Source organism: Undibacterium parvum, assembly GCF_003955735.1.
GTDB classification, from domain to species: Bacteria; Pseudomonadota; Gammaproteobacteria; order Burkholderiales; family Burkholderiaceae_D; genus Undibacterium; species Undibacterium parvum.
Genome location: NZ_CP034464.1, coordinates 1,365,169 through 1,379,265 on the forward strand (window position 1 = coordinate 1,365,169; position 14,097 = coordinate 1,379,265).

Genomic DNA, 14,097 nt, shown 5'->3' on the forward strand with positions numbered 1-14,097 from the left:
AAACCCACACTCGCGACCGCATATTCAATTACAAGTACAGCATACGCTGCCGCTCTTCATCAGAAGGCTCGATATCATGTGCCTCGTAGAATGCAAAAATAGCTTCGACGATATTGGCTGGTTCGTCGATTAACTGCACCAGATTGAGATCCCCTGGCGCTATCATGCCGTTGCCGACCATCTGCACCTGTATCCAGTCTAACAAACCGCGCCAGAAGCTACTACCGACCAGTATCACCGGAATATGGCGCGACTTGCCGGTTTGTATCAGAGTCAGCACTTCACTCAATTCATCCATAGTGCCAAAGCCACCTGGAAAGATCACATAAGCATCGGCATATTTAACAAACGCCACCTTACGCGCAAAAAAATGCCTGAAGGTCAGGGAAATATTTTGCCATGGGTTGGTCTTTTGCTCATGTGGCAACTCGATATTCAAGCCCACTGAGGCCGATGTCCCTTCAAACGCGCCGCGGTTGGCGGCTTCCATAATGCCTGGGCCGCCGCCCGAAATCACGGCAAAACCAGCATCCGACAAGCGCCGCGAAACATCCACGCATTGCTGATAATACGGATGTTCCGGCGCGATACGCGCCGAGCCAAAAATCGTTACCGCCGGATGAACCCCCGACAGCCTCTCGGTAGACTCGATAAACTCTGCCATAATTGTGAACATATGCCATGATTCGCGAGCCTTGAGTGCGGTAGCGCGCTCACCGTCAGCAATCTGACGCAATTTCAATATTCTTTTTCGGTTCTCTTCCATATGCAAAAAACCCTGTTATTAGTTGATGGTTCAAGTTATTTGTACCGCGCATTTCATGCTATGCCCGATTTGCGCAACGCGCAAGGTGAGCCCACCGGCGCGATCTACGGCATGATCAATATGTTGCGCCGCTTACGCCACGATTATCCGGCCGCCTACATGGCTTGCGTGTTTGACGCCAAGGGAAAAACCTTCCGCGATGAGCTCTACCCAGAATACAAGGCGCAACGGGCACCGATGCCGGACGACTTGCGTCGTCAGATCGAACCTATTCACGCCGCAGTGCTGGCGATGGGCTGGCCTATCTTGATGGTAGAAGGAGTCGAAGCCGACGACGTCATCGGCACACTGGCCGTCAATGCCAGCGCACAAGGCTTGCGCACCATCGTCTCTACCGGCGACAAAGACATGGCGCAACTGGTGAATGCCGATGTTAGCTTAATCAACACCATGAGCAATGAAAAGCTCGATGAAGCCGGGGTACTGGCAAAATTCGGCGTACCGCCAAATCGCATCATCGATTACCTAACCCTGATCGGCGACACCGTCGACAACGTTCCGGGCGTGATGAAATGCGGCCCCAAAACCGCACTCAAATGGCTAGCGCAATACGATAGCCTTGAGGGCGTAATGGAAAACGCAGACAAAATCAGCGGCGTAGTCGGTGAGAACCTGCGTCAGGCCTTAGATTGGCTGCCGCAAGGACGGGTCTTAATCACTATCAAAACCGATTGCGATTTATCCCAGCACCACATCTCTATCAACGACTCATTGACCGCCAAAGAAGAAAGCAAGGAAGCCATGCTTGCCTTCTTTCAACGCTACGGCTTCAAGAGTTGGTTGCGTGAACTCACGGGTGACGCCACTGCCGGCGCCACGCTGCTCACCGGACCTGCGCAAGGCGGATTATTTGCTAACGAAGGCGCTGCGCCAACTGCCGCAGTTAACATGGCGGCGCCGGCAAAACCACTGATCACGCACTACGATTGCATATTAACGGAAGCCAAACTCGACGCCTGGATCGCCAAAATTTCTGAGGCGAGCCTGACCGCAGTCGACACCGAAACCACCTCCTTAGAACCGATGACCGCGCAACTAGTCGGCATCTCGCTATGCTGCGAAGCCGGGATCGCCGCCTACATTCCAGTGGCGCATAGTTATGCCGACGCAGAGCCGCAACTATCGCGTGAATTCGTGCTGGCTAAACTCAAGCCATGGTTAGAGGATGCCAGCCAACTTAAGGTAGGGCAAAACCTGAAATACGACAGCCACATCTTTGCCAATCACGGCGTACGTTTACAAGGGATAGCTCACGACACACTGCTGCAATCGTATGTATTTGAATCGCATAAATCGCATGACATGGATAGCCTGGCACTGCGTCATCTGGGACACAAAACCATCAGCTTTGAAGAAGTCTGCGGCAAGGGTGCCTCGCAAATCTGTTTTGACCAGGTCGATTTAGAACGCGCTACCGCCTACGCTGCGGAAGACGCCGACATCACGCTGCAACTGCATCAAGCGATGTGGCCGCAGATAGAGCACGACGCAAAACTGCTGCGCATCTATCGCGAGATAGAACTGCCGACCGCCGTCGCCTTACAAAAAATCGAGCGCAACGGCGTACTGATTAACAAAGATCTGCTGGCCACCCAATCACATGAAATCGGCACCCGCTTGCTGCAGCTTGAGCAAAGCGCCTATGAATTGGCTGAGCAACCTTTCAATCTGAATTCCCCCAAACAATTGGGCGAGATATTTTTTGTCAAACTCGGTTTGCCAGTCGTTAAAAAAACCCCGTCCGGTGCACCGTCAACGGATGAAGAAGTGCTGCAAAAACTGGCTGAAGATTACCCGCTGCCGAAAGTATTATTGGAATACCGTGGATTGGCAAAGCTCAAGTCCACCTACACCGACAAGCTGCCCAAGATGGTGAATCAAAGCACCGGACGCGTGCACACCAATTATGCGCAAGCGGTAGCCGTCACCGGTCGACTGGCATCGAATGATCCGAATCTGCAAAACATTCCGGTACGCACCGCCGAAGGCCGTCGTATCCGCGAAGCTTTTGTAGCACCTGCCGGCAGCAAAATCGTCTCGGCCGATTACTCACAAATCGAGCTGCGCATCATGGCGCATATCTCGGGCGACAGCAGCTTACTGAACGCCTTTGCCGCTGGCGAAGACGTACACCGCGCCACCGCCTCCGAGATTTTTGGGGTGGAATTGCCAGAAGTGACCAGCGAACAAAGACGCTACGCCAAGGTGATTAACTTCGGCCTGATCTACGGCATGAGCGCCTTCGGCCTGGCCGGTAACCTGGGCATAGAACGCAGCGCCGCGCAAAGCTATATCGATAAATACTTCCAGCGTTACCCTGGCGTGGCGCAATACATGGCGGACACCCGCACGCAAGCCAAGGCGCAGGGCTATGTAGAAACCGTGTTCGGCCGCCGCCTGTGGTTAGCAGAAATCAATAGCCCGAACGGCCCACGCCGCCAAGGGGCAGAACGCGCCGCCATCAACGCCCCTATGCAAGGCACCGCCGCCGACTTGATTAAACTGGCCATGGTGGCAGTGCAAAATTGGTTAGAGCGCGATGGTTTGCAAAGCAAAATGATCATGCAAGTGCACGATGAATTGGTGCTCGAAGTACCGGAAGCCGAACTGGAATTAGTCAAGCGCAAGTTACCAGAAATGATGGCACAGGTGGCAGAACTAAAAGTACCTCTGCTAGCTGAAGTGGGCGTAGGGAATAATTGGGAAGAAGCGCACTAGAACTGAAAAGCTATGCGCAATCAGAATGCGCCTCGTGGCAGCTTTTCGGGCTGGGAGGCGCATGGAATATGCGCCTCGCATCTAAAGTTTAGAATTCACAGCAGCTCACTAGCAAAGCATGGCGCTTTGCTAGTGACTCGTACATTACAGAGCGCCGTAAGAGTGCAGGCCCGACAGGAACATATTCACGCCAAGGAAGGCAAAGGTCGTGACCAGTAAACCAACCACTGCCCACCAAGCCGCGACTTGGCCGCGCAGGCCCTTCATCAAGCGCATGTGCAACCATGCTGCGTAATTAAGCCAGACGATCAGGGCCCAGGTTTCTTTCGGATCCCAAGACCAATAACCGCCCCAAGCTTCGGCCGCCCACAATGCACCCAGTATCGTGGCAATCGTGAAGAAGGCAAAGCCTACCGTGATGGCCTTATACATGACGTCATCCAACACCTCCAAGCTAGGGAGACGATCCGCCAGATAGCCTTTGGCCTTGAGCAAATACGCTACACCCACCATGGCCGCCAGCGAGAAGGTGCCGTAACCGATGAAGTTAGCCGGCACATGGATCTTCATCCACCAGCTTTGTAAAGCAGGTACCAGAGGCTGGATTTCGGCCGCATCGCGAGTCACGGTGTACCAGAGTAAAAAACCTACCGCAGCCGAAATCACGATCAAGACAAAAGGGCCTAATTGTCTGGTCGCGTATTCTTGTTCGTAGTAAAGATAAAACATGGCAGTAATCATGGAAAACAAAATGAATACTTCATACAAGTTCGATACCGGGATATGCCCGACATCGGCACCGATCAAATACGACTCATACCAACGCACCAAAAGGCCAGTAAAGCCCATGATCACGGCAGCCCAGCACAAAATAGATCCGACAGAAGAACCGAAATCGGAACGTGCGATCAAGCCGCCCCAATAAAATAAGGTGGAGAGAAAAAATAATGTCGCCATCCACAAAATCGCAGACTGGCTAGAGAGTAAATACTTGAGTAAGAATTTTTTATTCGCAAAATCTAGCGAACCCTGATACAGATAAATAGAAAACAGTGTCAACAAACACAGCGTCAGCAACAGCGGCCGCACTGGTTTCCAGTGCCAGCCTAGCCATGCAAAAGTCGGCGCAGCCAGCAATAAGATGCTTTTTTCATAGACATCCATATAGCTACCGAAACGCTGCAAGCTATACAGTGAGCCCATACAGAGCAGCACCGCGTACAGCCAATCGAGTATCGATAAGCGCTTAAAAAATCCCTGATAGGGGCTGTAGTTTTGTGTCATTTCCATCATCTATCCAGTATTCAATACTCTACTCGGGCTACTAGTTTAGCCGAATAAGGCTCAACTAGTTTTTTTACTCTTACATATTAATTTTACGATTCAAGCTGACGGTTCGCTTGATTCAGTTGCAGTAACTGCGACTTCAATTGTTCAAACTCTTTTTCAAAATCCAAGGTCTTACGTTGCGAGCTCAAGGCCATCAAGGCATGCGAGCCAAGATGATCCTCCTTGATCCATATCCACAAACGCCGTTCACGGATATAAAACATAGAAAACACGCCGATTACCAAAAACAGACAGCCGAGGTAGACAATATTTTGGCCAGGTGAACGCGTTACCTGCAATACCGAGGCCTTTACTTCATCAAAGCCTGTCAATTGCAAATACACGGGGGCACCGTAAAAGAAAGAATCCGAGAGCGCGCTAGTGGCTATTTGCAAGAAGCGCGCATGTTTCTCATCTAATTCCAGCGTAGGCAAGTCCTCTTGCTTCCGCGCCAATTGCCACAAATCCCACATGCCGCCATTGAGTATTTTCATAAATACGTCGGCCGCTTTGCCTTGTTCGGCCGCTGGAATTTGCTCCAAAAATTGTGAAATCGCCAGATAACCAGCCGCCGAGCCGGCACCATTTCCAGCAAAAATCGTCATACCTTTTTGTGCTGACGCCGCCAACTGCGACTGCAATTGCTCTCCGTTTTTACCGTTTTCAGGCAGTGCTCGTTTGGCATAACTCTGTGCTGCAAGTTGCCGTAAATTAGCATCGGCCAAGGCTGAACGTATCCGCATCCACTCTTTGACACTATCATCGTCATCAGCAGGGATGCGTAAATAGCGGAAAGCCTCATTCGGATTTTCGCGGGTACCGGCTAAAAACACCCAAGCCCCGTCTACCAAGACTGGCTGCATATAATTATGGAATTCTCTGGCTTGCCCGGTCTTATCGCGCAATTTATATTGCACACTAGGACCGACGTTTTTCAGATCCTTATTATTCGCGTTTTTAGCGGCGGAACCTAGATGCTTATCAAGGTCGGCCGAGATTTTTTCGTTAAAACTTTTTTGCGTGTCTACCGCGCGCAAATCTTGACCGTTACGTGCCAGATTTTCTACGTTAAACGGGCGGAAACCTGTCCACTCTATGCTGTAGTCACTGCCCTTGTCGCCTGGCAGCGGGGTGTTGCCGCCGACATCCCCTTTGATCTCAAACGTATTTTTTTTGTTGCCAAGCATAGGGTAGGCCAACAGATTTAAATGACTACCGCCATCCTCAAAGCTTGATTGAAACAAGGCGATGCCTTTGTAAATCAAAGGATGGTTTACTTTAATCGTGGCGGAAAATATCTTACCAGTCTCATGATCTTTGATGCTCACTTCACTGGCAAATAACTTGGGCATACCAGTCGAATAATAATCAATAATGAACTTATTGAGCTTAATCGTGAATGGCAAATCTTGTATCAGCACGCCGGTTTGTTGCGAAATAATCGCGGTGCTACTGCTGGCACCTTCCGGTATCATGGCATTGCCACGGAAGGTGGGCGTCGCCAGCGCTAAGCGATGCTGCGCTGGGATATTGGCGATAATGCCATTACCTTCAAAAGGTACTTTGCCCATGAACCATTGCTGGAAACGGATAGACAAATCTGAATCGAGCAAACCGCCAACGCAAATAATCACGATCGCACTATGCGCGAAAATATAACCCCACTTATTCGCCGCTCCTTGTTTGGCGGTGATTAAGGTAGCGCGCTCTTTCTCTATGACTTTGAATTTATATCCGACTCTGGAAATATGCGTCGTCACATCCCTGACTAAATCGCTAGGCTGCTGGGTACTAGTCCAGATGACTTTATGATGAAAATTACGCAGGGATTGCTCGCGCACGTTTTCACGCCAACTACGCATATCCTTGAGCATTTTGGGAGTGTTGCGTATCAGGCACAAACTAGTCGAGAGCACCAGAAAAGCCATAATCAACAAAAACCACCAGGCCGAATACAAAGAATATAGGCTCAGTTTATGGAAGATTTCGAACCAGAAAGGACCAAACTGGTTGACGTAATTTGGCATGGGCTCGTTTTGCTTGAGCACCGTGCCTATCACCGAGGTAATCGCGATCAAGGTCAGCAAGCTAATCGCGAAGCGCATCGAAGAGAGTAACTCGACTAAATCCGCAAGCCAGCGCTTTTCAGTATTCAAGCTCAAACCTTGGGTTTTAGCTGGCGCATCGTTATCAGTGGGGCTATCTACAGGCGCTACTGTGTGCATATCGGTATTCATGCTTATCCAAAAAAACAAAAAGGGGATGGCTTTTGCCACCCCCTCCTATGATTACTATTATTTTTTTATTTTTTTACAGCGAAGTCTTTTTACTTCAGACCTGCCATATAGTCAGCCACGGCTTTCATTTCATCGTCAGACATGCGCTTGGCGATGGTGACCATTTGCGGGCTGTTTTTACGTGTGCCGGTACGGAAATTGGTCAACTGAGCAATCGTGTAATCTTGATGCTGACCCGCCAGACGTGGATATTGCGCAGGAATACCGACGCCGTTCGGGCTATGGCAACCAGCACAAGCTGGGACATTCTTTTCCGCGATACCAGCGCGATAAATTTGCTTACCGAGTTCTACGATTTCTTTGTTTTTCGCAGCACCTGGTTTAGATTTTTGCGCCGACAAATACGCAGCAACGTTTTTCACATCGTCTTCGCTCAAGGCTTTAGAAAAAGTCGTCATCACCGCGTTATTGCGGTCTGCGCCTTTAAAATCATGCAATTGCTTGTTGATGTAGGCTTCGTGCTGAGCCGCCAATTTAGGATTGATGCTAATGGTAGAATTACCAGCTTCGCCATGGCAAGATGCGCAAGCGACGATACCACGTGCTGCATCGCCGTTGGCGTACAGTGTGGCGCCTTTGGCGGCATCTGCTTTGGCGGGAGCTGCATGCTCGTTAGCGTAGGCAACAGAAGACACCGCTAAGATTGCGATGCTGACGGATTTTAAAAATGGTAAAAAAGCACGGTTCATTCAAACACCCTGAGACTAAATAATGGAAATCTGCCCTATTGGCGACGCGAATTATTAATTCGCCGGACAGCGCATTCATGGCTGCCCAATACCTAACCCCTTATTGTACAATAGCTTTTAAGGAAATGTTGGCTAATTCGGGGTGCGTGAAACCAGAATGAGGCAGCATTTTTAAGCGAATCCGCTCATTTCTGTCGTATTTTTTCACGCATTTATCCATATTGGCACCCTCTTATGTCTATCCTCTGGCAAGCCCGCTTCTTTACGACGGTCAACCATCTACGCGATTTACCTGGTTTACAGGTACCTGAAGTCGCCTTTGCTGGCCGCTCTAACGCCGGAAAATCTACCGCCATTAATATTCTGTGTAATCAGAAAAAACTCTGCTTTGCCTCGAAAACACCGGGCCGCACCCAGCATATCAACTATTTTTCTATCGGTGGCGCACACGTTGCGCAACATCGCAAAGATGCCACAAGGGTAGACGAGATCCGCGCCTTGTTAGTCGATTTACCTGGATATGGTTATGCCGAAGTTCCTGGTGCAGCTAAAAATCATTGGAATCAATTGCTCGGTAATTATGTGCAAAAACGCGATCAATTATCTGCCTTGATCTTGATCATGGATTCGCGACGTCCTTTCACCGATCTGGATAGACAGATGTTGGAATGGTACGCACCGACCGGTAGACCAGTGCATTGTTTGCTCACCAAAGCCGACAAACTCAATCGCAATGAAGCCACCAATGCTTTGCGTTTGACCAACACGGTACTGGCCAGCTATACCGATGAGCATGGTGTACCGTTTCCATTTACGGCACAATTATTCTCGTCGCTGAAACGGATAGGGATAGAAGAAGCGGATGCAAAAATCCAACAACTGACTGGTTTAGATCAGCCCTACGTGAAAAACATTATTGAATCTGAAAATGCTGAAGACGGTGCTGGTTCCGCTGCATCAGATCCAGTTTAAAGTAGCAAAAAAAACCCCGGCCATAACAACGACCGGGGAAAGTAACGCCAATATCGAATAGGGTCGATGGGCGCCCGCTCAGGGAGAATAAGCGGTAGGCTAATGCCTAGTAACTCTGAGCCTAGTTTTAAAAAAAAGTTTCATCTCTATTTAAATTAAGTTAAATTTTCTTTTTACATCGCCATGTCCGATTACAAACCAAACACTGCAGGCCAATTCCCTGCCACCCGCATGCGCCGTATGCGTCACGATGCCTTCTCACGCGCCTTGATGCGCGAGAATCACGTAACGGCCTCCGATCTGATCTACCCGGTATTTGTTATCGACGGCGAGAATCTATGCGAAAAAGTCGCCTCCATGCCAGGTGTAGATAGGGTCTCTATCGATGTCCTCATGGGCGTTGCAGAAGATTGCGTGACCTTGGGCATTCCTGTGATGGCCTTATTCCCTTCAATTAATCCTAGCTTAAAAACTCCGGATGGTAGCGAAGCACTCAACCCGCAAGGCTTGATACCGCGTGCCATACGCGAATTGAAAATGCGTTTCCCTGAGCTGGGGATTTTGACCGATGTCGCTTTAGACCCTTACACTAGCCACGGCCAGGATGGCGTGATCAATGCAGATGGCTATGTACTCAACGATGAAACCACCGCCATCCTGGTAAAGCAAGCGCTGACCCAGGCGCAGGCCGGTGCCGATATCGTCGCCCCTAGCGATATGATGGATGGCCGCATCGGTGCGATCCGCCATGCCCTGGAGATGCACGGCTTCATCCATACCCGCATCATGGCTTACTCGGCCAAATATGCATCTGCCTTCTACGGCCCTTTCCGCGACGCGGTCGGTTCTGCAACTAATTTAGGCAAGAGCGATAAAGCCAATTATCAAATGGATCCGGCCAATAGTGATGAAGCCATGCGTGAAGTGGCGCTTGATCTGGCCGAGGGCGCCGACATGGTCATGGTAAAACCTGGTATGCCTTATCTAGATATCGTGCGCCGTGTCAAAGATGAGTTCAAGGTACCGACCTTTGCTTATCAGGTCAGCGGTGAATATGCGATGATCAAGGCAGCAGCGCAAAACGGCTGGCTAGATCACAATAAGACCATGATGGAATCCATGCTGGCATTTAAACGCGCCGGTGCCGATGGCATCCTCACTTACTTTGCACGCGACGTGGCGCGCCTGCTCAAGCACACTGCTTAATAAAGTAAACGAGAGCGAGCCTGCGCACAGGCCCGCTCTCACTGAGCATTAAGCGCTCCCGTCTTTCTGACAGGCCTTTCTGACACCTCTTCCTGACCATTTAAGCGAGCCAAGTCTCATGCAGGAAAAAATCATCATCTTCGCCAGTCCGGTGTTTTTTCTCCTGATCGCCTGCGAGTTTATTATTGCGCAGCGCCGCCAACAGCATCTGTATCGCATCAATGACGCCATCAATAGTTTAAGTCTGGGCGTGATAAGCCAGATTGCCGGTGTGTTTCTAAAGTTTTTGTCAGTCGGGATGTACGCCTGGGTCTATCAACATAGCGCCCTGTTCGACTTATCTGAAGACAGTGTCTGGGTTTGGATTTCTGGCTTGCTGCTGTATGATTTTCTGTATTACTGGTTGCACCGCATGGGGCATCAAACCAATCTATTATGGGCGGCGCACGTGGTGCATCATCAGAGCGAAGCCTATAACCTGACTACGGCACTGCGCCAGACCAGTAGCGGAGCTTTATTTGGCTGGATTTTTTATTTGCCGCTGGCATTGCTAGGTTATCCGGTCGAAGTTTTTATCGTGATTGCACTGATCGATTTACTCTATCAATTTTGGATACACACTCAGCAAATTGGCAAGCTCGGCTGGTTTGACCGGGTCTTTGTGTCGCCCTCCAACCATAGGGTGCATCATGGCGTGAATGACCTGTATCTGGATAAAAATTATGGCGGCATACTGATACTCTGGGACCGACTCTTTGGCAGCTTCATAGAAGAGCAAGACGCCCATCCTGTGTTGTTTGGCACGCGCAGTCCGCTGCGCAGCTGGAACCCGATATGGGCTAATTTAGAGGTGTATGCCGCCGTCGCAAAATCCGCCTGGCAGACAGAAAATTGGTGGGACAAATGGCGCATCTGGCTGATGCCACCGGGTTGGCAACCCAACGACTTGCTGCGCAAAACTGCAGCACAAACATTTGACATGGCACGTCCCGAATATAATCCGCCTTTGGCCAAGCCCAAGCTATGGTATTGCTTAATCCAATTTACGCTATGCCTACAAGTCGGCACCCACTTTTTGTTGCGTGTTGATAGTCTCGCCCTGCTGCCTGCGCTGGCCTATGCAGGATGGCTGATTTCGGTATTTTTTATTCTGGGCGGGCTGATGGAGCAGCGTCCGGTTTATCGACGTTTAGAGCAGGCACGCTTGAGTTTGACCCTGCTCATCCCTATCTTCAGTGAGACCTGGTTTAGCACCTTAGACTTAGATTTAAATTTAAAATTGGCAATCGCGCTGTACGCGCTACTCTCCTTACTCGCGCTATCGCGTTTTTTTGAAAAATCAAAGTAAATGGATATTTTTTACATAGGCGAACAACAGGTCACACTTAACCAGATTGGCGCGACTGCATCGGTGTTCCGCTGGCTAGATGCGACCCATGATGAGGTGGCGGCAGATCCCGAGGCATGGCGCGATGCGGTCGAAAAAATCACGGGCGTTCGCCTGTATGATCTACATCTGAGAGACGCGGTAAATCTGACTCACCCCTCCTATTTTGACTCTACCCAAGAATACGAGATGGTGGTGTTTCGTAAATTAGCTCTACATGCCGATGCCAGCACAGCCACTGACGGCATAAAGAGAAAAGTGCCGGCAGTACTGAATAAATTACTCACCTTGCCGGTCTCGTTTTTTTTAATCGATAAGGCATTGGTGACGGTGCGATCGAGCAAGAGTCAGAGCATAGAACAAGCGCGCGCGCGCTTACTTTCCTACAAATACAAGCCCGAGGGAAATACCCACGCCGCACGCTTGCCGACCTCGCCCGAAGATTTGATGCTGCGCCTACTCAATTCCATGGTCGACCAATACCTCGATTTGCGCCAGCCACTGACGCAGCAACTAGACCGCTGGCAACATGCCCTACTCGATCCGCGCAAACCTTTTAAAAACTGGCTTGCCTTACTCGATTCACGGATAGAATTACGCAAATTAGATCATCTGTGCGAAGAGCAGCACGATGCGCTACAAGAATTACGCGACTACATTGTCGATACCCATGACGGCACAGTCAACGGCAATGGCCGCAGTAAAGACCTTTTACTAGTGCGCACCAATGATGTAATCGAGCATATCGGCAGGGTATTGAATCACGCGCGCCGACTTGAAGCCTCGCTAGAATCGGCAGTGCAAATTCATTTCGCCGCGATGGCCCACCGCACCAGTGAAATCATGCGCACCCTGACCGTCATTACGGCGCTGTTTATGCCCCTCACTTTGATTACCGGGATCTTCGGTATGAATTTCGTGAAGATGCCTATGCTCGATATGGCTTCTGGCTTTTGGATCATTATGGGTACGATGTTGGGCCTGGTGGTGCTACTGCTAGGCTACTTCCGCAGCAAGAGTTATTTCGAAGAACGCGCCATGCAACAAAGCTCAAGACCTCACGATACTAGGGAGTAGTATCGCCATTCACATGCCGCTTGCGCAATAGATATGTGCGCAATTGCAGGTAATGTATGGATACCCCCCCTATTTCTTTAAATACTATTCGAAAATATATGCACGATTACAGCTTTCTTTGGCACGACTACGAAACCTTCGGCGCGCAGGCGAGGCGCGATAGACCGGCCCAATTTGCCGCCATCCGTACCGACGCCGATCTGAACGAAATCGGCGAACCCATCATGCTGTATTGCCAGCCCGCGCCCGACTTTTTACCAGATCCGCAATCCTGCCTGATCACCGGGATTACGCCGCAAGAATGCCTGGAACGCGGAGTACCAGAATACCAATTTGCAGCGACTATCGAACAAGCATTTTCACAGCCAGGGACCATAGGTGTAGGCTACAACACCATACGCTTCGATGACGAGATCACGCGCTTCATGTTCTGGCGCAATCTGATCGATCCGTATGCGCGCGAATGGCAAAATGACTGCGGGCGCTGGGATCTACTCGATGTGGTGCGCACCACTTACGCACTCAGACCGGATGGCATATACTGGCCGACCAATGCGGAAGGCAAACCTAGTTTTCGCCTCGAGCATTTAGCTGCCGCCAATGGCCTGGCGCACGAAGCAGCCCACGATGCCTTATCCGACGTGCGTGCCACCATCGCCTTGGCCAAACTGATACGCCAGCATCAACCCAAATTATTCGAATTTTGCCTGTCCTTGCGCAAGAAAGAAAAAGTAGCGACGGAGATCGGTTTGCCTCTCAAAAAAGCCTTCCTGCACGTATCGGGCATGATACCGGCTGAGCGTGGTTGCATTACGGCAGTTTGGCCACTCGCGCTGCATCCACAGAACAAAAACGAAGTGATCGTCTGGGATCTCAATTACGACCCTAGCGAATTATTTACGCTCGATGCCGCCAGCATTAAACTGCGCATGTTCAGCAAGGCCGATGCGCTACCAGAAGGCGTCAGCCGTTTGCCGATCAAGAGCATACATCTGAATAAATCGCCTATCGTCATCAGTAATCTAAAAACCCTGAGCGCAGATCGTGCCGCCCATTGGGGGCTAGATATGCAGTTAGTCCAGAGTCATGCCAAGCTCGCCGAGGGTGCGCCAGACATGTCTAGCATCTGGCAGCAGATATTCTCACGCAACACCGAAACGGGCGTTGATGTGGATGAGGATTTATACGGTGGCTTTGTTGGTAACAACGACAGGCGCACGTTGACCGACTTGCGCGCCATGACGCCGGCGGAGTTAGCCAGCACACATCCACAGTTTCAAGATGGCCGCCTCAAAGAACTGCTGTTTCGCTATCGCGCACGGAATTTTCCGTCCACTTTATCCAGCCAGGAACAACAGCAATGGCAGCGCCATATCGCAGCACGATTGCTGGATGGCGCTGCCAAGGCTTTAACGGTAGAGCAGTTTTTTGATCGCATCGACAGCTTGCAAGAAAGCGCAGACGAGAGAGCTGAAGAAATACTGGGAGCGCTGTACGATTACGCCGAGCAAATTACCCCGGTCCGCTAGCTCGATTGATAAAAAAAGTAATTTCATATTAGGACTTACGCCAAATGGTCGCAGCTAGGCGTACCGT

General features: G+C 50.4%; 10 protein-coding genes. 6 read left to right on the forward strand and 4 right to left on the reverse strand.

Annotated elements, in window-relative coordinates; translation table 11 throughout:
- Positions 1-28: 28 nt before the first annotated feature.
- Entirely contained in the window at positions 29-766 is a 738-nt protein-coding gene (locus tag EJN92_RS05775) for an LOG family protein (protein ID WP_126126938.1), read from the reverse strand.
- Between EJN92_RS05775 and polA the strand changes: the two genes are divergently transcribed.
- The gene (gene polA, locus EJN92_RS05780) at positions 767-3,544 is read left to right on the forward strand and encodes a DNA polymerase I (protein WP_126126939.1); all 2,778 of its coding nucleotides are present in this window, start codon (positions 767-769) and stop codon (positions 3,542-3,544) included.
- 144 nt (positions 3,545-3,688) lie between these two features.
- Here polA and ccsB read toward each other — a convergent pair whose 3' ends face one another.
- From ccsB to EJN92_RS05795, 3 genes are all read right to left on the reverse strand, one after another.
- Positions 3,689-4,837, reverse strand: coding sequence for a c-type cytochrome biogenesis protein CcsB (gene ccsB, locus EJN92_RS05785; RefSeq protein ID WP_407701536.1), 1,149 nt, complete (start codon positions 4,835-4,837; stop codon positions 3,689-3,691).
- Between the two features lie 83 nt (positions 4,838-4,920).
- Positions 4,921-7,098 carry a cytochrome c biogenesis protein ResB gene (locus tag EJN92_RS05790; protein WP_126129798.1) on the reverse strand — a complete coding sequence of 726 codons (2,178 nt, stop codon included), beginning with the start codon at positions 7,096-7,098 and terminating at the stop codon, positions 4,921-4,923.
- Between the two features lie 101 nt (positions 7,099-7,199).
- The gene (locus EJN92_RS05795; RefSeq protein ID WP_126126941.1) at positions 7,200-7,859 is read right to left on the reverse strand and encodes a c-type cytochrome; all 660 of its coding nucleotides are present in this window, start codon (positions 7,857-7,859) and stop codon (positions 7,200-7,202) included.
- A gap of 234 nt (positions 7,860-8,093) precedes the next feature.
- On the opposite strand from EJN92_RS05795, the gene yihA reads away from it, so the two are divergent.
- The 5 genes from yihA to sbcB all read left to right on the forward strand — a co-directional run bounded on the left by yihA (position 8,094) and on the right by sbcB (position 14,030).
- Positions 8,094-8,831, forward strand: a complete 738-nt coding sequence (gene yihA / locus EJN92_RS05800; protein WP_126126942.1) for a ribosome biogenesis GTP-binding protein YihA/YsxC — start codon at positions 8,094-8,096, stop codon at positions 8,829-8,831.
- A 183-nt stretch (positions 8,832-9,014) separates the two neighbouring features.
- Positions 9,015-10,037, forward strand: coding sequence for a porphobilinogen synthase (gene hemB / locus EJN92_RS05805; protein ID WP_126126943.1), 1,023 nt, complete (start codon positions 9,015-9,017; stop codon positions 10,035-10,037).
- 118 nt (positions 10,038-10,155) lie between these two features.
- Complete coding sequence (locus tag EJN92_RS05810; protein ID WP_126126944.1) at positions 10,156-11,385, forward strand: sterol desaturase family protein; 1,230 nt, start codon at positions 10,156-10,158, stop codon at positions 11,383-11,385.
- A complete protein-coding gene (locus tag EJN92_RS05815; RefSeq protein ID WP_126126945.1) occupies positions 11,386-12,501 on the forward strand; it encodes a magnesium transporter CorA family protein in 1,116 nt (371 codons plus the stop codon).
- Positions 12,502-12,599: 98 nt separating this feature from the next.
- Positions 12,600-14,030: an exodeoxyribonuclease I gene (gene sbcB / locus EJN92_RS05820; protein ID WP_126129799.1), complete on the forward strand. Its 1,431-nt coding sequence runs from the start codon at positions 12,600-12,602 to the stop codon at positions 14,028-14,030.
- Positions 14,031-14,097: the final 67 nt, after the last annotated feature.